This is a genomic window from Ruminococcus gauvreauii (assembly GCF_025151995.1).
In the GTDB taxonomy this organism is placed as follows: Bacteria; Bacillota; Clostridia; order Lachnospirales; family Lachnospiraceae; genus Ruminococcus_G; species Ruminococcus_G gauvreauii.
This window is the reverse complement of the sequence record NZ_CP102290.1, coordinates 2,056,953-2,080,701: the sequence shown is the minus strand read 5'-3', so window position 1 is coordinate 2,080,701 and position 23,749 is coordinate 2,056,953. Positions and strand designations below refer to the sequence as shown.

General features: G+C 45.6%; 27 protein-coding genes. 2 read left to right on the top strand and 25 right to left on the bottom strand.

Annotation, left to right across the window (positions count from 1 at the left end; genetic code table 11):
• Positions 1-111: 111 nt before the first annotated feature.
• The 12 genes from NQ502_RS09980 to NQ502_RS09925 form a co-directional block, all read right to left on the bottom strand.
• On the bottom strand, positions 112-660 hold the full coding sequence (locus NQ502_RS09980) for a DUF3795 domain-containing protein (RefSeq protein ID WP_028530332.1): 549 nt from the start codon (positions 658-660) through the stop codon (positions 112-114).
• Positions 661-748: 88 nt separating this feature from the next.
• The gene (locus tag NQ502_RS09975; protein ID WP_054351646.1) at positions 749-1,159 is read right to left on the bottom strand and encodes an ester cyclase; all 411 of its coding nucleotides are present in this window, start codon (positions 1,157-1,159) and stop codon (positions 749-751) included.
• Positions 1,160-1,204: 45 nt separating this feature from the next.
• Positions 1,205-1,669 carry a VOC family protein gene (locus NQ502_RS09970; RefSeq protein WP_054351657.1) on the bottom strand — a complete coding sequence of 155 codons (465 nt, stop codon included), beginning with the start codon at positions 1,667-1,669 and terminating at the stop codon, positions 1,205-1,207.
• A 96-nt stretch (positions 1,670-1,765) separates the two neighbouring features.
• On the bottom strand, positions 1,766-2,527 hold the full coding sequence (locus NQ502_RS09965) for an MBL fold metallo-hydrolase (protein WP_054351645.1): 762 nt from the start codon (positions 2,525-2,527) through the stop codon (positions 1,766-1,768).
• Between the two features lie 145 nt (positions 2,528-2,672).
• Positions 2,673-3,221, bottom strand: coding sequence for a DUF3795 domain-containing protein (locus NQ502_RS09960; RefSeq protein ID WP_028527784.1), 549 nt, complete (start codon positions 3,219-3,221; stop codon positions 2,673-2,675).
• Positions 3,218-3,886, bottom strand: a complete 669-nt coding sequence (locus tag NQ502_RS09955; RefSeq protein WP_044983024.1) for an HAD family hydrolase — start codon at positions 3,884-3,886, stop codon at positions 3,218-3,220. The genes NQ502_RS09960 and NQ502_RS09955 overlap by 4 nt, the downstream gene beginning before the upstream one ends.
• Positions 3,879-4,484 (bottom strand): sugar O-acetyltransferase, encoded by a 606-nt coding sequence (locus NQ502_RS09950; protein WP_028527783.1) that lies wholly within the window; start codon positions 4,482-4,484, stop codon positions 3,879-3,881. The genes NQ502_RS09955 and NQ502_RS09950 overlap by 8 nt, the downstream gene beginning before the upstream one ends.
• A 42-nt stretch (positions 4,485-4,526) precedes the next feature.
• Positions 4,527-5,348: an MBL fold metallo-hydrolase gene (locus tag NQ502_RS09945; protein ID WP_028527782.1), complete on the bottom strand. Its 822-nt coding sequence runs from the start codon at positions 5,346-5,348 to the stop codon at positions 4,527-4,529.
• Between the two features lie 312 nt (positions 5,349-5,660).
• Positions 5,661-6,095: a pyridoxamine 5'-phosphate oxidase family protein gene (locus tag NQ502_RS09940; protein WP_028527780.1), complete on the bottom strand. Its 435-nt coding sequence runs from the start codon at positions 6,093-6,095 to the stop codon at positions 5,661-5,663.
• A 70-nt stretch (positions 6,096-6,165) separates the two neighbouring features.
• Complete coding sequence (locus NQ502_RS09935) at positions 6,166-6,759, bottom strand: nitroreductase family protein (protein WP_028527779.1); 594 nt, start codon at positions 6,757-6,759, stop codon at positions 6,166-6,168.
• 200 nt (positions 6,760-6,959) lie between these two features.
• Positions 6,960-7,373, bottom strand: coding sequence for a DUF3788 domain-containing protein (locus tag NQ502_RS09930; protein ID WP_028527778.1), 414 nt, complete (start codon positions 7,371-7,373; stop codon positions 6,960-6,962).
• Positions 7,374-7,497: 124 nt separating this feature from the next.
• A complete protein-coding gene (locus NQ502_RS09925; RefSeq protein WP_028527777.1) occupies positions 7,498-8,013 on the bottom strand; it encodes an SLOG family protein in 516 nt (171 codons plus the stop codon).
• Positions 8,014-8,162: 149 nt separating this feature from the next.
• Here NQ502_RS09925 and NQ502_RS09920 point away from each other — a divergent pair, with 149 nt between their 5' ends.
• A complete protein-coding gene (locus NQ502_RS09920; RefSeq protein WP_028527776.1) occupies positions 8,163-8,477 on the top strand; it encodes a helix-turn-helix domain-containing protein in 315 nt (104 codons plus the stop codon).
• Between the two features lie 319 nt (positions 8,478-8,796).
• On the opposite strand, the gene NQ502_RS09915 is transcribed toward NQ502_RS09920, so the two are convergent.
• A complete protein-coding gene (locus tag NQ502_RS09915; RefSeq protein WP_028527775.1) occupies positions 8,797-9,120 on the bottom strand; it encodes a helix-turn-helix domain-containing protein in 324 nt (107 codons plus the stop codon).
• A 126-nt stretch (positions 9,121-9,246) separates the two neighbouring features.
• Here NQ502_RS09915 and NQ502_RS09910 point away from each other — a divergent pair, with 126 nt between their 5' ends.
• A complete protein-coding gene (locus NQ502_RS09910) occupies positions 9,247-10,065 on the top strand; it encodes a hypothetical protein (RefSeq protein ID WP_028527774.1) in 819 nt (272 codons plus the stop codon).
• Between the two features lie 247 nt (positions 10,066-10,312).
• Here the strand turns inward: NQ502_RS09910 and NQ502_RS09905 are convergent, their stop codons facing one another.
• The 12 genes from NQ502_RS09905 to NQ502_RS09850 all read right to left on the bottom strand — a co-directional run bounded on the left by NQ502_RS09905 (position 10,313) and on the right by NQ502_RS09850 (position 23,724).
• A complete protein-coding gene (locus NQ502_RS09905; protein WP_028527773.1) occupies positions 10,313-10,711 on the bottom strand; it encodes a S26 family signal peptidase in 399 nt (132 codons plus the stop codon).
• A gap of 79 nt (positions 10,712-10,790) precedes the next feature.
• Positions 10,791-11,339: a sigma-70 family RNA polymerase sigma factor gene (locus NQ502_RS09900; protein WP_049898047.1), complete on the bottom strand. Its 549-nt coding sequence runs from the start codon at positions 11,337-11,339 to the stop codon at positions 10,791-10,793.
• 2 nt (positions 11,340-11,341) lie between these two features.
• Positions 11,342-11,815, bottom strand: a complete 474-nt coding sequence (locus NQ502_RS09895; RefSeq protein WP_049898046.1) for a DUF3268 family zinc-finger domain-containing protein — start codon at positions 11,813-11,815, stop codon at positions 11,342-11,344.
• Between the two features lie 380 nt (positions 11,816-12,195).
• Positions 12,196-12,750 carry a hypothetical protein gene (locus tag NQ502_RS09890; protein WP_028527772.1) on the bottom strand — a complete coding sequence of 185 codons (555 nt, stop codon included), beginning with the start codon at positions 12,748-12,750 and terminating at the stop codon, positions 12,196-12,198.
• A gap of 72 nt (positions 12,751-12,822) precedes the next feature.
• Positions 12,823-17,376 carry a SpaA isopeptide-forming pilin-related protein gene (locus tag NQ502_RS09885; protein WP_044983023.1) on the bottom strand — a complete coding sequence of 1,518 codons (4,554 nt, stop codon included), beginning with the start codon at positions 17,374-17,376 and terminating at the stop codon, positions 12,823-12,825.
• A gap of 84 nt (positions 17,377-17,460) precedes the next feature.
• The gene (locus NQ502_RS09880) at positions 17,461-17,874 is read right to left on the bottom strand and encodes a hypothetical protein (RefSeq protein ID WP_028527771.1); all 414 of its coding nucleotides are present in this window, start codon (positions 17,872-17,874) and stop codon (positions 17,461-17,463) included.
• Positions 17,875-17,910: 36 nt separating this feature from the next.
• Positions 17,911-19,323, bottom strand: a complete 1,413-nt coding sequence (locus NQ502_RS09875) for a S1 RNA-binding domain-containing protein (protein ID WP_028527770.1) — start codon at positions 19,321-19,323, stop codon at positions 17,911-17,913.
• Between the two features lie 20 nt (positions 19,324-19,343).
• Positions 19,344-21,206: a VirD4-like conjugal transfer protein, CD1115 family gene (locus NQ502_RS09870; RefSeq protein WP_049898045.1), complete on the bottom strand. Its 1,863-nt coding sequence runs from the start codon at positions 21,204-21,206 to the stop codon at positions 19,344-19,346.
• On the bottom strand, positions 21,196-22,350 hold the full coding sequence (locus tag NQ502_RS09865) for a hypothetical protein (RefSeq protein WP_028527769.1): 1,155 nt from the start codon (positions 22,348-22,350) through the stop codon (positions 21,196-21,198). Before NQ502_RS09865 ends, NQ502_RS09870 begins: the two co-directional genes overlap by 11 nt.
• 16 nt (positions 22,351-22,366) lie before the next feature.
• Complete coding sequence (locus NQ502_RS09860; RefSeq protein WP_023043234.1) at positions 22,367-22,543, bottom strand: hypothetical protein; 177 nt, start codon at positions 22,541-22,543, stop codon at positions 22,367-22,369.
• Positions 22,524-23,201 carry a DUF6100 family protein gene (locus NQ502_RS09855; RefSeq protein WP_028527768.1) on the bottom strand — a complete coding sequence of 226 codons (678 nt, stop codon included), beginning with the start codon at positions 23,199-23,201 and terminating at the stop codon, positions 22,524-22,526. Before NQ502_RS09855 ends, NQ502_RS09860 begins: the two co-directional genes overlap by 20 nt.
• Positions 23,173-23,724 carry a DUF5697 family protein gene (locus tag NQ502_RS09850; RefSeq protein ID WP_023043236.1) on the bottom strand — a complete coding sequence of 184 codons (552 nt, stop codon included), beginning with the start codon at positions 23,722-23,724 and terminating at the stop codon, positions 23,173-23,175. Before NQ502_RS09850 ends, NQ502_RS09855 begins: the two co-directional genes overlap by 29 nt.
• Positions 23,725-23,749: the final 25 nt, after the last annotated feature.

Below are 23,749 nucleotides of genomic sequence, written 5' to 3'. Positions count from 1 at the left end.
TCTCTTACCAAAAATAAACCTCTCTTCTTCTGTCCTTTCTAAGAACCGGATATATTCCGACTTCGGTTCTCTATTTTCATCCCATAATGAATGATGGCTATATCCAAATTCTCACTTTTTCTTTCGCAGTTTCAACTCAATATTGTTCTTCGCTGCTGCCGCCTTCAGCAACCATGCAGCAAACGCACTTTTTTCTTTAAGCGTCAGCGTTTCCAAATCAGCTCTGTCCTCAATTTGCCTGAGTACCGCCTGCAGGTCTTGCAGATCCAGCAGATTGACTGCTACACAGAACAGCGTCTTTTTCCTCCCGTCATTGTAGCCGGCAAGTAGAATGTCCAAGATACGTGCTTTTTCTTCCTGCTCTGCGTTATAGGCTTCCATTCCAATCTGATGAGCCTTTTTCATATCGGCCTTTTGATTTCCATGTGTTATAAAAGAATCATAGTCGTCAATATGCTCATATTTCGAGCAAGGGTATTCGCCGCACTGAAAGCAGTATTCTACTCCATCATGCTCCATGCTGCATCCTGCAATTTTACAAGACTGATTTCCCTCGCCGCCCCCGCAGCCGGGGCAGTGTTTACTCAAATACATGGGGCAAAGCCCACAGTTCAAGCCACAAAGGGAAAATAATTGATTTTGTCGGTTAAATCCTTTCATAATATCTCCTAACTAAGCTTATCCCCAGCCATTCCAGCTAACATATGCTGTACATGATGCTTGTCCTAACAAGCTGACAAACTGTGATTTATACAGATTGAATTAAGTGGTGTTCAAAAAAAGTTTCAAAGGTATTTGTAGCACCGCCATGTTCTACAATTTTTCCATCTATAACTTTATCAATATCCACCCCTGTAATTTCCAAAACCTTATTTGTGGGTGTTATTCCGAGAAATTCTCCCTTATGAGTGCCTTTCATAATAAATTCTGAAATAACATAATCATCTACTTCATATTGACGGATAATTTTCATAGTGTAATCAGGATAAGTTTTTTTCAATGCTAATAGGTGTTCTTTCATTCCGTCTATTCCTATGAACATTTCTTTTTCTCCAATCCTTTGAACGCAATCCCCCGATATATATTTAGAGATTTCATCAAGTAAATTATCCGAAATAATAACTTCATAGAAATATTTTACAATATCCTTATTTTTCATGCGAAACCTCCGTAAATTCGTATTTGTTTATATGCCCGCTACACATTAACTATTCAGAAGTTTTGTTAAGTCATCAACGGAAACGTCCATTCTCACAGAAACTTCCTCCATCGTCATGCCAGAATCCAGAAAACGCTTTATCACCATTTTCATATCCTCTCCAACCTCTATGAGATGTTCGTCCAGATCGTAGAACCGGATTACACGTTGCCCCCAGCTATGTTCGATAACTTCTCCCAGATACTCAATCTCCGGGTATTCTTTCAGCTTATTCAGGAAGCCATCGAAATCCTGCTCCTCAAAAACCACTTCTGCATTATTGGATTTCTTCAATACTTTTTCCTTTGGTATATTTACCAGCCAGTCAAAATCCTGCTGTAATGCCAGACCGCAGGCAAAAGCGATATTCTTTCCGTAATCCTGATAGACCTCTAGCCCGAACAGTTCCTCGTAAAACTTTCTTGCGGCGCTGATATCCGCTACCGATATAACTGTACATACATACTTCATATAAATGCTCCTTTCAAGCCTCTTTCTCTGTTCTTTTTTTTGATAAAGCCTTTTGTATAGCACACAACTAAATGAAATTATACTGCTTCCTTCTCTTTATAACCATACTGCCCAATCTCCATAGTCAAATGTACCGCTGCCGTGATGTAATTTACCATCTTCCCGTAACTGCCTGAACGCATTTCTCATTCTGCTTAAAATCTCCGGCTGAATATCCAAACTATGATGCGCAGGAAAAACCTTTTTGACTGGAAGCTCCGAAATCTTTTCAAGAGAAGCAAGGTATGCGTCCGGGTCTGTTGACGGATAATAGGCAAATAAAGTGTCCTTGTAAACCAAGTCTCCGGTAAACAGATAACCTCTGTCTGATTCCCAGAAACACATATGCCCCGGAGCATGGCCCGGGGTATGCAATACCTGTATATTCCGTCCACCTAATTCTATGTTCTCTCCATCCTCCAGTACCTTTGTTGGCGTCCCCTGGAAAAACTCATAAGTGCCTGTATCGTAACCGTCTGGTAAATCGCAGCGGTCTGCCACCATCTCTCTGATTGTTTCTATTGTCAGCGGAAACTCACCGTTCAGCCAGCTCAATTCTTCCGCATGGGCATAAAAGTCCGGAAAATATTTATGGCCGCCAATATGATCCCAATGAATATGGGTGGCAACGGCCGTAACAGGCTTATTTGTCAGCTTCATTACTTCATCATAAATATTGCAGATTCCCAGACCCGTATCAATCAATAAGCTGCGGCTGGAGCCATTTAACAGATAGCAATGCGTCTCCTCCCAATGCCGGTATTCGCTGATAATATATGTACCTTCATCAATCTGATCAATCGTGAACCATTTATCCATTTACAAGCATACCTCCATATTTAATATCTGATTCCCTTTGCAGAACATCACTTATTTTTCTGCAAAGGGGGCGTTTATTACTTTCATTTATCTATATTCTCTATCCTTTTCAATACTTTATTAAATGATTGCAGTATTGAAGCCCTCACTTTTTCTTTCGCAACTTCAACTCAATTTTGTTCTTTGCCGCCGCTTCCTGAAGCAGTCCTGCGGCAAAAGCGCTTTTTTCCTTGAGCGTCAGTGTATCCAAATCCGCTCTGTTCTCAATTTGCCTGAGTACCGCCTGCAGGTCTTGCAGATCCAGCAGATTGACTGCCACACAGAATAGCGTCTTTTTCCTCCCGTCATTGTAGCCGGCAAGTAGAATGTCCAGGATACGTGCCTTTTCTTCCTGCTCCGCGTTATAGGCTTCCATTCCGATCTGATGGGCCTTTTTCATATCAGCTTTTCGGTTTCCATGCGTTATAAAAGAATCATAGTCGTCAATATGCTCATATTTTGGACAAGGGTATTCATCGCACTGAAAGCAGTATTCCACACCATTATGCTCCATGCTGCATCTTGCAATTTTGCAAGACTGATTTCCCTCGCCGCCCCCGCAGCCTGGGCAATATTTATTCAAAAACATGGGGCAAAGCCCACAATTCAATCCGCAAAGGGAAAATAATTGATTTTGTCGGTTAAATCCTTTCATGGTATTGGCGCCTCCTCCGGTTTCTGGTTTGTATTTTTCATCAAGTGATTTTTTAATTCTCCTACCGTTTCAAAGATATAATCGGCATTGATGCTTTTCAATTCTTCTGCCTTTGCAGTTGTTCCCCACAAAGCAGACAAGCATACGACTCCGGCTTTTCCTGCCTCTGACACATCTGATACCGCATCCCCTATATACACACATTGTGCAGGAAGCAAATCATATTTCTTTAGCAGCATCCTCAATGACTGCGCCTTAACATTTTCACTTTCGCTGCCCGTCAGGATTTCATCAAAATCATGTTCCATCCCAAACTCATTCAAAGTAATCCGGCAGCTTCTTTCGCCCTTTCCCGTTATCAGCGCCAGGATAAGTCCCTTTGCCCGCAGAGCAGCAATCAACTCCCGGATGCCCTCATAAGGCTGGGAGCACTCATAATGCAGTTTCTCATATAGAGAATAGAAATCACGTAACGCCTGCTCCCAATTCTCCGGAACGATGGATTTTATCATTCCGATTTCGTTCAATCCAAAGGTTTCAATAATCTCCCTGTCTGTCAGCAAATGCCCTGCATAAGGGGATACTGCCTGTCTGAACGCCTTTATACACATTGGTATCGTATCTCCGATTGTCCCATCCAAGTCAAATGCCACCAATTTAATCATGCTCTGATTCCTCGTTAATTCTGCGTATCACTCTGCATGGATTTCCGGCCGCCACGCAATTTGGCGGGATATCTCGGGTAACAACGCTTCCTGCTCCAATCACACTGCCAGCCCCGATTTTAATCCCGGGAAGTATGATGACGCCACCGCCGATCCAGCATCCGTCCCCGATTTCAACCGGCAGCGCATATACCTGGCAGAAGTGCTTTCCGCTCTCCGGGGTCCAGTCTGGTGTCAGGCGTTCTGCCAGTTCCACGGGATGCGTTGCCGTATAAATCTGCACGTTGGAAGCAATCATAACGTTATTTCCGATTTTTATCTGATTGCAGTCGATAAAGGAGCAGTTCATATTGATCGACACATTGCTGCCGGTAATAATATTACACCCATAATCACACAGGAATGGCGCCCCTACCGACACGTTTGTTCCAATCCCGCCGAACAGCTTATGTAAAATCCCTTTCTTCTCTTCTTTCTGGTCATAGGTCAGTCTGTTATAGATGTCAAGCAGCTCTTTTGCCTGTTTCTTATATTGCAGAAAAATTTCATCATGGCAATTATATAATTCGCCGGCCATACATTTTTCTAACTCCGTCACAGAAACACCTCCTGTTCAATTCTGCTATCTGCGTTTTTCAGTTCACACAATAATTTCCATGCCATCATAGGCAAAGAAAATATGATCAAGTTTCTTCTCCAGTTCGCTGTAATAGCCATATGATTTTCCCCATATTTCATCAATATGAGTAACGATAATCCTCTTGATCCTGTAATATTTTTTCAGCTCTATCACCTCGCCTAAGGTGAAAATCTCATCTTTAAACGGTGCATCCTTCAGCTCTGTCCCGTCGCCTAATATGCCGTCATCAGATACCAAACTGATAATCAAAACATCTGCGTCAAAATATAAGTCATTATGCGCAAAGGGTTTCGGATTGCAGCAGGCATAGATAACCTTTTTCGCACCCTCTCTTATAACATAAAAGGTGATATTCCTGTCCGGATTATTATTGATCAGGTCTATATCAATGTTGTCTATTTCTATGTGCGATGTCCCATTGACGCAGATACACCGAAGAATATCCCCATAATATTTCAGGCAGTCGCCGTTCATCCGGTTTATATCTTCTATCACTTCCGGCAGGGCGTAAAATCCAATAGGAATACATTTCTCCTGAATGAAATCATAGCCTATTTTCTCAACAATCCTCATCCCTTTGACATGGTCCGGATCACTGTGAGAAATCGAAAGGCGCTTTACCTCGGATATTTTTTGTCTGTTGCAGGCTACCGCGATTTCTTCCGGTGTATCTATAAGCATTTTTATATCATCAATATACAAGCTTGGGCCTAACCGTTCATACCTTCCGCCCTTTTCCCTGGCTTCCTGACATATCTTACATTTGCAGAAGGAACTCGGAATGATTGACATGCCGCTGCTTCCAACGATTTTTAACTTCAATGGTTTTACGCCTCCTCTTGTCTTAACACTCGTTGATTTATCGGTTCATCTTCTTACGAATTATGATTTTAATGAGCACGCAAATTATTAAAACTACAATCAATGCTATGCCAGAAATTTGAATGCCGGTATACCATGGTGCAGATTGCATAACAAACAGCTCAGGATAATTTTTGTAGTCAAGATATCTGAATATGCTTCCTCCGATAAATGCACCAATGAAGCCTCCTATAAGTATGTTTATAAAGCTGTTTATCTTTTTAAGCATTTTCTTCACCTCACCCAATCATCCATCTTTAATTTCCACAGGCATCAGTTATCAGAGAAATCTATGTCATACCTCGTGCCATGAGAGAATAGAATCCCTTCTGTTAATTGAACACATAAGATGATCGTATTTTCATCGTCAAAGTTGTTGTGCCCGTTATCAATCCATTCGCTGAATGCCTTTCTCAGCTTTTGGGCCATTTCATGATTTTCCTTTTTGCAGAACCACCCGAGGTTTATCCCTTTGCCATGCGCAGTGAACCATTCGCCGGCCACCGCTACTATGGGATTATTACCTATCTGCTTCATCTTGTTGGAGGCAGCGTAGGTGATGATATAAAAACATCCATCCTCATAATAAGCATTTACCGTTCTCACATACGGGATGTCTTGATCCGTAGTGGCAAGAGACAGTAAGGTATCGTGCCCAAATCTTTCATCCATTATCTTTTTCGCTTCCTGCGGGAATTTTTCACTCATAAACATATTCCTCCTTAATTCCAATCATTATTTTCTATTCATCTTAGTAAAGTTTACTTTAATATATCGCTTAACTTCTCCACTCAACAATATCTTCTATTCTTTTGTGTGGTCTTTCTTCTGGGAATTCGTCCGGATAACCAAATGCAATAGCGGCAATAAGTTGTCCTTCGCTATTCAGCCATTCACATAATTCCGAATATGCGAAATAGATATCACATATCCAAAGGCTGCCTATTCCTTTTTCCGTAGCGGCAAGAAGCATATTTTGAACAGAGGCGCCTATGGACTGTATATTGCAAATCTCATAAACATGTTCTTCCGGCGTCATTTCCCCCATTTCATTTTTTCCCAATGAATTAACAACGAAAACGATTGTCGGTGCTGCTTCCATTACATCAACAGTATGTTTCGCCGCGGAAATATAGCGTTTACTCTGAGGCAGCAACGCACATTCGTTTTCTTCCCTTGCAATTCCCTGACGGAAAACCCTTAACATTTCTTCTTTCGCATCTCCCTGTACCACAATGTACTTCCAGGGCTGTCTGTTTTTAGACGAAGGCGCTTTCATTCCGCTTTGGATAATATCTGTCATATCACTTTTTGATATGTTCCTTGCTAAAAATTTTCTTGTGCTCCGCCTTTCGTAAATTGCAGATATCATATTAACTACCTCCTGCCTTATCGTTTCCAGTCTGGCTATCGACAAAAAACGAAAGCTTTTTTTGCGTATTTCATGCTCCATCAACTTCCACGTTTGTGATTGCCGATATGCCAATCATCATACTGTCCGTCAAGTCCTTGTTCTCACAGCTGTCAGCAACCTTATCTCAGATTTTTTGCCATCTTCGCCTCCACGACCTTCTATTGCCTGTTCGGTCTTCTCTTAACAGCCAACAGCTGCATGAAATCTCCAAACATAGATGTGTCAACAGGCTCAAACATCAGCCATTTCCCATCGTGATAGGTTTTTGAGTCATCGTAAACCTTCTGGACGCTTTCCGAATACTCACTTCGGCCGGCTTCAAATTTTTCCCGCTCGTCCTTTCCCAGTATTACCATAAAACCAATGCAGTTCTCCCTTGCGTATAGGGCGCAGAGTGTTTTTCCGCCTCTGCGGTATTTGTATTCATAGGTCCATGCCTTGCCGCCGCTGTTCCAAATGCGGTCCATATCGTACTTTTCATCAATCGCAGCGCATAGCTTTTGCCACACGTCATATAAAGACTGCCCAATTAAAGCGGTCATATCATCCATATTTGGCATTTTATCAAGCATATCTGTTTTCCCTTCTTTCCCATATCTCTTTTAATAATCTGCAAACCCGCACTTAGTGATTTGCCTATAGATTAACTCTTAAAAATTTCATCTTATCATGGATTAGACTGCAACTCCGTATCTACTATACACGATCACATCCAAGATTTATCCTTTTTTTGTCCAAATTTAATCCTACGGGAATTTCACGCAGTTCCTTCTGGAGGCGGTGTGCAAAACGGATTGTTTTCACCGTACCGCCTTTCTCCCTCCCATCGTACACAGCAATCACACGGTCTGAATGCTCGACCAAATACCGATTGCGCTGCAAATAGACGTTGGGCTGATATTCCTCTTGAATTACCACCATCTCAGTACAGGCACTTAGCAAAGCTCTTGTTTGTACCCTGCGATTCAAGCCTTCCACACGGCTACGGTATGGAAGCACTGCAATCAGTTTTAAGTTCCCGTTTTCTTTCTGCAGTTCCAAAACAATTTCAGCAAAATATTGATCCACACCATCTGCAAAACCAGACAGAAAGACAGTGAAGCCGTCCTTCACTGCTTTTTTTATTTCCTTATTCAGAGCTTTCTTTATGCTGTTAATCTCTTGATCAGGCACATCCCTATGCCCGGTAATACAACATGTCTTTCCTTTCATTGTATCTCCCTCGTTCAATAGTTATATTTTTTCATTTTACCTAATTATAATAGATTTATTTTTTCAGGTCAACGTAAACACCCCTTTTCTTTTTGTGAATAAATCAAATGTGTGAGGTACAATCTATTATAGAATGGGAGGTGAAGGCGATGTATGAAGATTTTGTCCCGGAACGGCTGGCAAAACTGCGATTACAAAAGGGCGTATCTGCACGCGACATGTCATTGTCGTTGGGGCAAGCAAACAACTACATCAATAACTTTGAAAATAAAAAGTCACTTCCGGCCATGCAATCCTTCTTTTACATCTGCGAATATTTGGGCGTAACACCGCAGGAATTCTTCGATGAAGGAAACCCTTATCCGGAGACTCTGCAGGAATTTATCGAAGAAGCAAAAAAATTGGATCCCAAGTCTATGGCTCATCTCCTCGGCATTATGAAAGAACTAAACAGTAAGAAGTAAAGTGGCCACGCCGGTTGGCTGTTTTATTTTTTATTATCCCTTATTCAATCCTAAATCTTTTCTCGAATTGTCCTTTATTTATCCTTTTATCACCTGCATGACCAAAACTTCACCATAGGCGCAGCCAAACATTACACTGCGCTATCTGAAAAATAAAAAACGGAGCAAGCGTGGTGGCGAATCCCTGCGTGCTCCATTTTCTATTTTTTCATATGTAAATCCTATTTGGGGCATTGCAATAATGCGTTTTCACTAAACCAAATACAAATTTTCAAAAAAGAGAAGAAGGACAGTCAGCCGGGGACGGCTGGCTGTCCTTCTATTCACTATGCTCCAACGCGGCTTTGATCATGGCAAGTACCAACGTCTGTTTACTGGGAGAAATATCTTTCCAAAGTGCTTCTATCTCCCGGATTTTGCTAATCTCATTTTCCGGCAATTCATCCTGCAGAAGATAATCCGGCGAAATCTTCAAGGCCCGGCAAATATCTATGAATACCGACAAGCTCGGCATTTTCACGTTACCCTCAATCTGCCGGAGATAAGTCGCATTGATATTGCACATCTCTGAAAGCCGGTCTGCCGTCAGGCCACGGTCTTTCCTTACCGCATTAATACGTTTTTCTAATCCGTTATTTTCCATAATCCCACCCATCTATTAGCTATCAGTCACTATTATATACACTATCAGACTACATTATGATTGCTGTTAACAATAGATTCTGATAGACTATAATATATTAGCCAATAGTTTTATGGAGGTACGGATATGAAAAATATTTGGAACAAACTGAGAAACAAATGGCTGGACTATTGGGAGGATGATGAATTTAACATGATAAAATGGCATTTAAGCCAGCATGATAAACGCTCTCTGCTTTATGGTGGATTTATCATCAGCATCCTTACATTGACGGTCTGCCTGTTTGCAACCGGGATCAACAATATACGGATCTCACACAAGAACAATGAAGATGTGCTGGAAATTTATAATATGATATACTCCTATCTGGCTACAGCCACAGAAGATGAGTATGACAAAATTGCGCAGAGCATCCGCCATGATTTGGTGATCAGTCAATACAGAGGGGATATGAAGGAGTTCCTTTCATATATTCCCAACACTGCGGATAGCTGCTGTCTGGAACGGTCAGATTATCTGGATCGTATCTGTCTGGTTTTCCTGAATACCGGCGAAACATATGGGCTGGATATCTATAATAAAGCCGACAGCATAGCCGAACAGAAAGAAATCGGCATGATGCTGATCTCCGGTTATGATGAAATCAACGAAGCACAACTCATCATCAGAGCGCAGCCAAGCCAGGGTACCAGTTCCGTTTCTTTGGATCGGGGACGTGGGATTGTCAGCTTTCACAAAATGAAATCCTTATACTGTGATGACTGTATTCAGGATATTTTAAATACGGTAGAAAATGAATTGGTAGATGAAGCTGTGCTTTATGATACGGAAAAAAAGAAATTCTACCCTGTTACAGAAGGAAGTCTGCAAATTGGAGATTATGCTTTTGACCTGTTTTATGAAGCCGGCAGCTTTCGGATAGATATTGATTACATCGGCGAATAAAAAAACACCGCTGCAGGGAACTCACATTCACCGCAGCGGTATTTTTACGAATGGCATTTACGCCCATCTTCAATAGAGAGGAAATGGTATTTAGGCCTGCAGTAAAATACCACCAGAACAGCTTCTTGTCTTACATCTGATGCGTTGCATCTGCTCCATTCTCCTGCCTGCCTTATGCTTAGTATAAGGCTCTAACCGCCTGTCTGCCCGATATATCTCCTACAGAAAATATCAGTGGTGCAATATTTCAATAGAAGATTAATTTCGCTACAATTTCTTCATTCCTTACAAACGGATCTTCCCAGTACCTCGAATCCAGTGAATGCTCCGCATTGTCTCCAAGGACATAATAACTCTTCTCCGGTACTGTCAGACTGGCTCCGTTATGCACTACCTGTTCACCTTCCTCCGCTGCAATACGCTTGACCAGCAGCTTCCCGTCATGATGAAAAATAATGATGTCACCGACTCCGAGTCTGGAGTAAATTCGGGTTCCTACGATATAACTGTCTTTTTTCAATGTCGGCTCCATAGATTCTGTAGGCACATAACCGAACAAAAATACAACCTTGAATAGAATCAGAGTAATGGCTATGCTGAAAAACGGGATTGCCCATTTCCATAAATTCTTTTTTTGTCTATTCATAACTTGCCTCCAAAATAAAAAAAGCGGGATGCCGAAAAAACCACTCAAGGTTCTCAGCATCCCTTATGTCTGGCTGTCTTCATTCCTGGTGATAGGCAGCTGCAATCTGTGCAAACTCCGGCCGGCTCTTCAGATATTTCCGCGCCTTGGATACCCAAGCACAGACCAGCTTTGCCGAAGCGTTCATTCTTTCTCCGATCTCGCGGCTTGTATATCCTTTTGACATCATACAAATGGCTTCTATACCCTTACAGGTGGAAGACGGCGCATCGGCCTTTGCCTGTTCGAGTGCCCGATTGATGTCCATGCGGAAATCCGACAGTTCCTCTGTGACTTCCTGTTCTGCAGCAATGTACGGCGTCACATCACAGGTAGTCTCCTTCGTCTGCCGCCTGGTTGCATAAATCATGGCGTCGCAGATTTGGTGCCAAATCAACCGGTAGGCATAGGTCGAGAACGTCCCGCCTTTGTCTGTTGATGCTGCTTTACAGAGCCCGATGCAGCCAATCTGATAAAGATCCTCATAGGAATACATACCGACCTGATAAGGAGGCTGCAGCTTATCCTGAATGACCTTATGTATCAGACCAATGTTCTTTTCAACCTTTTCCCGTTCTTTCTCTGTCAATGTTATGAAGCTGCCACTCTCCCTTCTAATGCCCGAAATTGGCGCCTGTTCTTTCCGAATTTCCATCGTTCCATCAGTCTGCGGCTCTCCTCAATGACCTGCTTGCAGTAATACTCACCCAAATAGCCAATGTGCGCTTCCGATAAAGGTGCACAGATCAAATCCGCCAGCCACTGATAGGCATCCTGTTTGCTCATCATTCCAGACTGGTGCAGCTGGTCAAAATAATGATGTGCGGTCCGCCTTAGTGTGCGAAGCTCATGATTGGCCAGACTCCCCACCGGGATATTAGTTCCGGCATGGACCCTTACATAAGCATCACATTCCGGATAGTGACTGCACACATAAAGCATTGTTTTCTTACTGTTATCATGATAAATCCCATCAGCGCTTCTATAGATTACCGGGCTGCCGCAATAAGGGCAGCGCATGGAACCTGCCTGAAATCCCTTTCTTTTCTTTTTTTGTTTTTTCATCGTCTTACCTCCGTTTGGATAAAAGAAAAAGCCGGAAGGTCTGCAAAAAAGCATACAGAGCCAAGGCGCTGGAATTTCAATGTCTCATCCAGCATATTGACTCTGTAAGTATTTAAGCAGCCTTCCGGCCATAATATTCAATTGACTTGCGTTGTTGTGGATCCGCTCAATGCGCAGAATCCGTAACGGTTCCCTGATTCCCTTGAATCAGGTCTGACGCTATACCACAAACGTACCGAGAGCCTGAACGCAAGCCCCTGCCACGGTTATAGTATAGCAAACAAAAATCTGCGTGTCAAGCCTTATAGGAATATTTATTTTAATTTTTATATAAAATTATTCCTTTAGGGCTTTTCGTGCATTTTGGACTCAGTCTGGGACTAATCATCCTCATATTCATCCTCATCCTCGTACTCTGCATCGCTTTCCCTGCGTTTTTTCACCACCCGCATTGCGACCAGGCTGCCGACGGCCAAAACCATGCCGCCTGCAAATAGAACCAGATGAAGGACCGGGATACCGGCAACTGTGCCTTTTTCATACTGCTCGCTATTTGAGCCATTGCTGTCCTGGTCCGCATTGCTCTCTTTTTGCGCTTCCTCTGTTGTGGCAGGGGCCTGCGTTGCCTCCAGGGCAGATACGGATGAATTCATACAGGTCAGCACATAGGATTTGCTGCCGCCCAGTTCCATTCTCAGAACACCGTCATCGCCGACTGCTATGGTACCGGGATACATTCCGGAGTCCGTTTTCATCTGAAACTCTACTCCAGCCCAGTCTGCACCAAGCTGAATCTCCAGTTTTTCAGGCTCCATGACCTGCATTTCCGTCCCATCTGTCCCCTGAGACTCCGCATAGATCGGCGTAACCGGAATGCAGAGGATACAGATGAGAGAGAGGACTGTCAGAATCCCTTTTAACAATTTTACTCTCATGGTCATTACCTCCTAAAATCAGAACCGGGCAGAAAATTCCTGCCCGGCTCCTTTATGTTCATTTACATATTCTTACTCTGCTGTCTCTGCCGTTTTCTTTCTGCGCTTTTTTGCCCAGAAGATGCTTGCACCAAGTCCAACGGTGCTGGCTGCAACCAGGCCAACCCAAATCCACGGATTGAAGTTATCGCCTGTCTTTGGCACATCAACCGTCACTTTATCATTATGGACATTGACGGTCAGTGTCTCATCTGCTACCAGTTCAACTACTACAGGTGCAGGACGCTTGTACCCAGCACTGAGGCTGTCTTCCACCTCGGTGATCGTATATTTTCCGATTCGAAGCTCCTCTATATAAATTTCCCCGCTAGAATCCGTCTTGAACGTCTTATCGTAGTCATCACCAACAATATGGAAACTGAAGCCCTCAACCACCCCATCGCTGGATGTTTTGATAATCTTCAGATTGCCTTTTTTGGCCTGGTTCAGGAATCCTTTGCCAGCTTCGTTCTCCACCTCATAGACTTTACCGTCTGTATCTATGCTGACATAGTAGACCCCCTCGTCCAAATAGAAACCTTCCGGGGCCTTCGATTCTTTTACGAGATAGCCATTGAAACGCAAATCAGCCATTTCATATTCACCAGGCTCTGTTTCATCCATTGTACCAAGCAGCTCATCTTCATCATCAAGCTTTTTATTGCCATTGCTGTCAAGGTAAACCTCAAACTCGGCGCCTGATAACTTATGGTCCGGATAATCTGCATCATATTTTGTCAAATGAATACTACCCATGATAAACTTGTTAGTAATTTCCAATTCGACAACCTGTCCATCCTTCTTAATTTCAACAGGGATGGGCTCCTCAGATAGGACAAAACCTGCCGGCTGTTCTATTTCACACACGATCCATGATCCGTATGGCACCTTCTCAAAATTGAAGCTGCCATCTTCAGCAGATGTAGTCACCAGAATTGCATTTTTTTCCACAAACTCTTTTGTTGACTCCGCAAACAGACCAATTTTCGCTCCTGCCAATGCATTGCCGTCTTCATCCAGCTTTTTACCGGAAATGGAGCCATATTTTAAAGTGTTTTCAATGGCTGCTCCATCATTAGCCGGAAGCTGTACCAATGCTGTTTCCTGCCCGGCGTACTCAAATACTACAGGATACTTTTTGTCGGTTGGCAGATAATGTGGATCCGTACCGTCTTCGCGCAGGTAGTAACTACCAAACGGCAGATCCGTCTGTGCTGCGGCGGTTCCATCCTCCTGAACCTCCAGTATTTCGATTAACCCATCAGCCGGAATGACCGTTCCATCTGCCGCAGAAATATCCTCCGCTGCATATAGTCCAAAAATAACGCTGTGAACTTCACCGTTCATACCAATACCGAACTGCTTATCCTGTTCCATCACTTTTTCCAAGCTGATCAGTACCTTCTGACGTTCATTATAAAAGCTGGCTGAGGTTTCTGTCACTTCGACTTCCTGTCCGGCATAGACCAGCTCCACTAACTGGGATTTTGTATTCAGAACCATTCCAAACGGTGACTGGGCTTCCGAAATTTCATATTTTCCCAAATATAAAAGGGTACTGGATGCTTTCCCACTGTCATCCGTTGTAATGGTATCAACCACCGAACCCTTTTCTGCTCGGAGCGTACCATCTGGCGTATAAATGTCTTCTGCTGCGCGGATTTCATAAACTGCACCTTTCAGTCCGCAGGTTTCATAAACCGGAGTATAGCGGTCAGAAAATCCTTTGTTTTCCTCCACCAGAACTGTGGAAAAAATCTCGCCACTCTTGGTGATATGGATTTTGCCCTTCTGCGGCATGTTGTGTTTTTCTACCACTACCACGTTCTGGCTTCCATCCACCTCAAAGGACACGGGTTCGCTGCTCAGCACATAACCGTAACACGTTTCTACCTCTATCAACTCATACCGGCCGTAGGGGAGCTCGCAGGGAAGCATCAGCCAGCCTTCGTCATTGGTAAAAAACGTATCAATTACAACAGGGGTCGGATAATAAATATTCTGCGAAATCTTTTCTCCTGTAGAAAGGTCGCGCACCTGAAACCCAACGCCGGCGGCAGGGATGATTTTCCCGGTTTCTGCATCGTGTTTTTCCACACGGATAAAACTGGACTGGGTCAGGTTGTTCAGAATATAGGAATACGTCTGGTCATTTTCATGGATGTACACAGTGAAATCCGGGACAAATGCCTGACCTTCCATGCCCTCAATCTGATGGACGATGTACCTGCCGTAGGGCATATCCTTGGAAACAGTAAACCCATCTGCGTCTGTTGTCAGGATGTCACGCTCTGCCTCGCGGGCATTGTCAAAGCTGCCTGCACTGGCAAGATAGATCTGGAACTTGGCACCTTCCTCTGGCTGTTCAATGATGCCCTCATGTCCGGGTGCTTCAATTTCCTCTTCTGGAATCGGAGTGGGTTCATATTTATCTTTTTCAGGCTCTGTTTCGGACGGAACTGTCTCTTCGGTTTCTGGCTCCTCTGGAACTGCTTCGGTTTCTGGCTCCTCTGGAACTGCTTCTGTCTCCGGTTCCGTTTGGCTATCACCGTCGCTTACTGCAGCATCTTTTGGTTCTTCTGTTACATTACCGCCGTTTTCTTCAGTTTCTGCAATTTCAGACTCAGTCCGGGCATCGCTGCTACCGGCATCCTTCTGGGCATTGCTGCTACTTTCTGCTGCAAGCATGAGTAGTTCCGCTGCCTGCCCGCCCAAAGCAGATGGATCCTCAGTTTCCTTTGCTATTTTCGCTTCCTGAACATTCTCAATATCATCCTGCTCTTTGTCAATATGCTTGATCAGACGGATGCGGCCCATGATGACCTGCTCAGTAACACTTATGGGAATTTGATTCAGCTCTATCTCAAAATTACCGGGTTCTGCAGGGATAGTGTAAACGGACTCGTCTAAAAGATATCCTTCCGAAGGACTGATTTCTCTCAACGTCCAATCGGAATCACTGATAAAATAATCACTGATAAAGGAACCTTCGGCATCCGTTGTATATGAAGCAACCAATGTATCACCCTGATACAAACCATACACTGCTCCTGCCAGACTTGCATCACCCTGAGCATAGCCTGTTACGCGATCCTTTTTATTCACTTCCACACGGAACTTCTTGAGGATGTTTTCAAAACTGCACTTTGTTACTTTATTCCATTCTATCTGCGCCGTCTGGTTTGCAGGAATCACGTATCGCACTGCCGTGTCAGTTTCTTCCAGTGTATAGGGCTCTGTACCACTGATCAGTACATTTTCAAACCTGGCTACACCAGATGAATCTGTGACTGCATACTCATCTACGGCAAGTCCTGCAAGGGAAGTACCCGATAACCGGAAGGTAACTCCCTCTACGAGGCCGTCTTCAGACGTTTTTGTCACTTCCAGCTTTCCCCGTTTCAGTTTATTGTCGAACGTTACCGTCGTCGTCTTTCCTCCGACAATGGTAATCGTTTGACTCTTTTGAGGCTCATATCGATCATAACCAGCCTCAGTTACCGTATAAGTACCTGGGAACATGCCCTCGACAGTAATGGTACCATCTTCCTGTGTTGTCACGGTCTTATTATAATTATTTCCAGTAATGGTAAACTGGATGCCGCCCACGACTCCGTCTTCCGAGGTCTTTTTCAAGCTCATCGTTCCAACAGGTGTTTCCACATTCAGATAGGCATTTACCGGATTGGCCTTCTCCACACCGGTCACAACATCCTGAAGAGCATCGTCTCCATAAGCAATCAATTTCGCACTTTCGCTTACTGACGGCACATTGTTTCTGGTTGCCGAAATGCGGACGCTGCCCTTAAATGCCTGTGCCGAGGTAATCTCCAGCTGATTCCCGGACTTGGATATTTTTACGGAAGAATTAGACGAAGAAAAGTTGTAATCGCTTAACACACCGTTACTGTCCGTTAATGTTAACGTATATTTCCCGTTAGAATATTTTAATTCCTTCGTCACCCCGTTTGTTGAGCCTGACATAAAACTTGGAATCGTGTTATGTTTTGTCAGTAGGGATACAATTTGGTCATAAGCCGCCCTTGCACCACTGTTGGGATAATTGGATCCAAAATGAAGGTTGTACACCGTGGAGCTGGTCTGTTTGTAGGAACCTGTGGCTTCACGGCATCCCGTAACGAACTCCCATACCAACGTCTGTGTAGCAAGCCATTTCTCATCATCACTACCGGAAAGATTGCCCCTGTTTCCCTGGTACCCATACAGAAGCGCCATTCCGACTGCTTTCTGTTGGGCATTGGAAAGGGCATCCCATGTTTTTGACGATGCCTCTTTCAGGGTGTCCCCTGTATGCAACGGAACACCGGGCTGGATACAAAAGCCAGTATCGCCGTCAACAAACATCCTATATTTATACTTTCCCTGGCCTCCGGCAGTATATCCATTGATGACGGCGCCGGAATTGTAATGCATCGCATTGCCATTAGAATCATAAGTATAAGAAAATGTAATCACCGCCGCATCGCCTGTGGCAGCAAATACATTCTGGATCGGTATCACAGAAAAAGCTGTGACCATGGCAAGCAGCATAGCTGCGGCCTTCCTAAACATTCTTTTAAATTTCATACGTTTCCTCCTGATTTTGATAATTAACCTATGGCAAAAATAAAAACCCCGGAAGCTAAACCGGGGATCCTGCCTCTATACTGGTTATGCTGTTAATTTTCCATATCCACGGTCTGCCTCATCGACGCACCGGTCAAGTATCTCAAAAAAACGTGGTGCACCCAGTTCTGCATCAAGCCACTGGGTGGCACGGTAAGAATAGCACCCGACCTCATCATTGATGGCATGGCTGCCGAGAATGCTGTGCAGATTCAGTTCGTTTGTCATTTGCCTCTGTCTGGCAGTGCTCGGCTTCTCAAGTGCCTTGGCCAGGCAGAACACCAAAAGCGGATGAAGCTCAGAAAATGAAATCTGCAGATAATAATCCCGGTATCCTGCCATCAGGGATATGTCATCCTGACTTTCGATTTTAAGTTCAGACAGGATCATCTTTCGGGTATGCTCGGCAATCTCTCTGCGCTTCTTCTGCTCAGCCTGGCTGAGATCACAATGGTTCATGGAGTTCCTCCCTTCTCTCAGATTGAGTTTCATATATTATCTGGGTGCAGCAATATGCGTGATGGCGCCCCAGATCCTGTTGGAGTCATGGTTGATTCCCAGTATTCTGACGGTTACTCTCGAACCTCTGGGCGGGCGGCCACGCTTGGGATAACTGCACAAACAGTCGATACCTCCGTCCAACGCCACAAATACGCCGTTGGTGTCCACCATGCTAACTGTACCCACATAGCGGTTGCCGACAGAGTATCTGCGCAGTGCTTTCTCATACGGATTCTCACCGGATTGCTTGACCGAAGCTGTCGCCTTGATATGGTTCCGGTCACTGCGGTCCACCTCCAGCACCTTTACCAGGATTCTCTGCCCGGGCTGAAAATGCGCCGCTGCGTCCATCCATCTCTGGTAACTGAGTTCTCTGAGCGGGATATAAATCTCCAGACCGAACAGGTCCACGAAAATGCCCGCACGGATCACCGACACGATTCTGGCTTCTGCGCACACGCCTGAGTAGAGCAGGTTATTCCCATCCCTGTCCGTACCCAGATAATACTGCTTACGTTTTGCCTTCATCGCATCCAGACGGCTCGCCGCTGCAATACCGGATGCTGGGTCAATGCCTTTGACGATATAATCTACTTCAGCACCCAGACGCTTGGTAAGCAAATAATGCAGCACGTCCTCCGGAAGCCTGCCGCGATAATCCGCTGGCGGCTCCACCGCTTCCTCTGCAGGAATGATGACTTTGAACTCACCGTGGTAAATGACTGCGAAAGAACGGGAGGGATTGTCCTCGGGGCGCTCCACACCCTGGATGGTTCCGGTCAGAATGCGGCCGGTTTTCTGGGACTCCAGTAAATCCAACAAATCGTTCTTGGCTTTTTCTGCATCTGTCTCGACACTGAGCTGGTCATCAATGGCCAGCACCGGCGAAACCGGTCTGGCAGACGCACGCTTTCTTTTAGGCTTAGGCGCCTTTTCGACGTCGTCGGATGCATTCTTTTCCCCTGAATCCGCTTCTGTGTCAGACTGGGATGGATTTTCCTGGGTCTTCCTACGCCCGCGGGGTTTTTTCACCTTTTCCGGCTCAGTCTGGGGCGGTTCCTCTTTCGGGGATTCTTCGCCTAACGCGTTTCCTGAAGAGTCATCACCTCCGGCGGAATCCGTGTCGGTCTGGGAAGATATTTTTTCTTCGGGCTCCGAAGGCGGCTTCCCATCATTTGTTTCCATATCAGTCTGGGAGTCAGGCTCTTCTTCAGGTCTTGGATCCGTGAATTCTTCTGAAGGGGCCCCCTCCAGGGAATCCTCCGGGTCAGTCTGGGATGGTTCCGCATCCGGGGAGTCGTTTTCTGGCTGGGGCATCTCCGCAAGCTCCGGATTCACATCAGTCTGGAGAACTGCTTCCTGCAGAATTTCCTCCTCGGGAAGCGTTTCTTGTTTTTTAGTTGCCATAGTTCGTACCTCCTGTAAATTTAAAATTCAGCCGGCGGTTTTGCCGAGCTGTAAAGACTTTTTTTGCGTGCCGGCTTTTTCTCCGGCTCTGTCACTGGGACAGGTTCGCTGAGTATCGGTGCCGTAAATATTGTTGCCGGCTGGTAATCCATGATGGATGTCCTCACAATCTGCTTCGACATGGGATGTTTTGTAAAATCCAGTTTTGTGAGCTTCAAGAGGTTACAGCCTCGTATGACGCAGAGCATTTCTTCGTTTGGAAGCCGCAGGACCTCATCCGGAGTCAGAAGTCTTCTCCGTCCCTGTCCCTCAGTATGACGATACTGGGGAATGACCTGAGCGATTGCAATGGTTTGCCGCACTGTCATAGTAGAATTTACCTGTACGGACATATCCCCTGATCTTGCCGAGATATACTCAGCCGTAACCTCGTCGGTACATCCCAACATCAGTTGGATATCGCAGTTGCCGATAATCTCGGCCCACAGGTTATTGGGATACCGATTCTGCAGCTGGCCCAGGCTCTGCACTGCCAGCATCACACGAATGTCCCTGGAACGCACCACCGAAAGGGAACGGGCAAAATCCGACCCGTCTTCTGCACCGCCGATGCGGCCAACATTGTTAAACTCATCCAGAATTAGATTTACGGGCACATCGCAGCGGCCGTTTGGCCGGCTGTCCGCATACCGGGTGAGTTTGATGAACATGAACGAAAAAAAGAGCGATGACAGGAATGCCATGGTGGCATCCTGATCGCTCAGGACAATATAATATGCGCATTTGTGTCTGGCGGGCGATGTCAGATCAATGTCAGACTGGCTTGTAATCCGCTGCACCGCCTGGTTTTGCAGCACCTGCAGCCGTGTGCCAAGTCCTAAAATAATTCCCGATTTTACGGTGTCGCTGGACTGGGCGAATAAATTAAAAGGCGCCCTTGCCGGATGATCAAGCGGAAGCTTGTCGAACATTGCCGTCAGCTGCCGCTCGCTGTTCTGGGTCAGGAGCTGATAGACTGCAGTAAGGTGCTTCATGTCAGAACTGCGGGTTCTGTCCTGATCTACCAGAAGAATCAAAGACTTTAACAGGTTTCCTTCGCCATTGTCCCAAAAATGGTCGCCTTTACCGGAACTGGTATTGCCGATGATGACGTTCGTGAGCACCTGAGCCATCAGCGTGTCTCCGTTTAAGTCTGACATGCAGTTCCACGAATCCCCATGCTCAGGCGTGACCAGGTTAAAGATCTTTACCTCGTAGCCTGCCTGCCGGTACATTTCTGCCGTATCGGCATACAATTCCGCTTTACTGTCGGTGATAATCACAGACTCACCACGCTTTAATGCCTGGAATAATGAATTCCGGATGATCGCACGTGATTTCATGGTACCCGATGCACCGAATATGGCGATGTGCCGGTTGAGTCTGGTGTCTTTGGGCATACAGACCGCTTTTCCTTTATACTCACCAAGAATCGTTCCTTCGGCTTTATCGACGGAAGACACCTCCAGCACCTCGTGCATTTCTTTTTCTTCCATCCATGAGGCGGTTCCGTAAATCCCGGTCTTGCTTTTGGTGAAACCTCTGGGGTCATAACTTTTTCCGTCAAACTTATCATGAAGCTTGATATAAGCAAAGACTCCTCCGCCAATAGCTAAAAGACCAAGCATTCCTTTCAGCCCGTCTGGGGTAAACGCCATCGGGAAGCACACCACAGGGTTCCAGCTGACTGGTTTCATGGCTGCCTCACCGGCAAGCCCATCCGCCTGCATCCATGCTGCGTAGTTTGAAAACAATTGGCCAAGCATCCCGCCAAGATAGAAAAACGCTGCGCATCCCAGTATGACAGCCATGGTAATACCGACCGCCCTTTTTTTATCTTTCAAACAAATTCCTCCTCTCTGGGCAAAGCTCCGCTTCCACCGAGTCCATTCCGATGGTTTTGATGCCGGCAAGCCCGCCCAAGTATTCCCGGAGGAAGTGCGTCTGGTGGGGGAAGCATAGAACCTCAAATCGTCCGGTTCGGTTTTCAATTGCTTCCCGAAAGCGAATGAGTCTTGCAATGTCCCCATCCAGATGCGATAAGATATTTACGCCGTCCACACAGGCGTCGTATTCAAAAAGCCCTCGGTCATAGGATCTAACCTCGGACTCAAATAAAAGTTCAAGAAGCTGCGCTTTCCAGTCTGGCACAGAAAAAAGGCGCAGCTGCCGGATACCGTCCCCGTTCATGGGGATAAAGTGGATGTGGCGGTAAATGGAATCAAATCGAAACTCCAACCGTCTGGTCTTGTCTGATTCTAACAGAGTTCGCAGGGCTGTCTCTCCAGACTGGCCAAACAGTATCGCTGAATCCACCTGTGAAATGCCGGCATTCAATCGTGCCAGCTCGATCAGACTGTGGAGGGCCTTATATTCCCCCATGCCGCTCCACTTCATCACGGCATCCCTTGTATTATAAACGGCATAACATTTGCCGGAAGAAAATAATGCGCCGGTCATGCGGGTAAACATGGTCTTGTTCATCTCCGCTTCCCCAACTTTCTTCAGATCCTTTGCCAGATAAAAACAGGGCGTACCAGGCACAACCCGCAGAATCTCCCGGTTCTGAAGTCTGGAGAGAAGATACGGCCTTGCCTCCATACCGGCTTTCATGAACATCGCCGCAGCTTCCGCAACCCGGTGGTTCCTGTCCCGGTGTGATGCGTCTCCTGGAAAGCGGTGTCCCCAGAATGCGTCCATGTAATATCCCTGCACCCCCGGATGCAGCCATTCCAGTATGGGAAGCGCACCCTTGTAGAGCCGGATGGTTTTTCCTGCCCCTTTTCCGGATATGGTCAGGAGGCGGCAGGTGATTTCGTCCCTGGAATTGAAATTGCGAATCGTCTGAAGCGTAGTCAGTCTGGAAATAAGAGCCTTATAGACCCGTTCACTCCCAAGCAGAGAGAGGCTTTTGAATGGGAACTCCCCCACAAATGAAAGGAGCGTGATGAGCTGCCAGACCTGACTGCCCGGGCGGAAATGAACCATAAACCCTCACCTCCGCTCATAAGCATTTTCCGACAACATGACTGCTCTCTTTGTCGGAATTCCCGGCATAAATACGCCCCCAAACCGCTACTATACTGGGCTTTTTTGCCCTTTCGGAAGATATGTATTTTTTCTCCGCCCGAAAAGCCTCGTTTTTACATATATTTTTACGGCTAAATTTTCCTTTTTTCATAGAGTGGCACCCCCTCATCCGGCATCCTGGTTTCCTTTACCAGCCAAATGGGGAAGTCCCATTTTGGCACTACATAAACCTCAGTCCGGTCCGCCGGCCCTTCTGCGCTGCAGTAATAATGAGAGCAAACCGATGGGCCATCGTCCGTCATCACATACATGGCTACGATATCCGAAACCATATTGATTTCAATGTTATCATGATCCCGCCTTTTTCTTTCGGGTCTGGCTTTGTCATATACATGTCGGTAAATCAGGATACAGTCCCAATACCGCACAGGCGGTTGCTTTTCAAAAAAAGCACGCATAGCAGGGTATAAAAAAGAGCGGACATAATCCGCTGACCCTCCTGCCTTTTTCGGAAGCAATGCCGGGATACGGAGACAAAACCAATCCTCCGCTGTAAAACCGATTTCTACGGGTATACAATCCTTTATCCGACGTTCTACCTCAAGCTTTGCATTCGGCACACCGGTATAAGCGGGAAGTACCCGCGTCAAAAGCACCAGCCTCTCCGCTGTTTCTTCCAGGTTAAGCGAATGCAGATAAACTTCATAGATGCTCCCATTTTCACAAAACCATTGTGTAGAAGCAAGCTGCTCCTGCAATCGTTTTTCCAACCTCCTGATTTTACCCATCGTGTCCTGAAATTTTGTCATCGCTCACTGCCTCCTCTGAATAGAAAGTAACCCCTGGCTCCTCATCCCCCTGAAAGTCAACAGTCGCGAACAGGCAGGGGGCATGGGGAAGCCACATCCCGTATGCCATAGAGATACGGGGAAGAACAATAATATACTTCAAATCCTCCTGAGGTTGGAGCAGTTTCAAAAGATTCTGCTCGCCTTCATATAACACCACGATTTCGTAACCGATATTCTCCTTTAAGAAAAAAAGCTGAGATGGATAAACCGCCGGATAATGTGCCATCGGGTCAACATAATCAATGTATTTCAGAAGAACCCATACGGCAAGAATGGTTCGCTGATCCGGTTTATCCATCGCATCCAGCCCAATGTAATAGCCGCTCGACACATCCGCAATCCGCATCTGCTTCTTCAAGTTCCGCAAGATTTTATCTGCGGTCTGGGCTGGTTTTTGCAGCATTCGTGTAATCTGGGTTTTCGGCAGGGCTCCGTACTGTGAGAGCCACTTTACAACATACTGCTCATCTTGCAGCAGCATAGGCAACACCTCCTTTTTGTGCGTA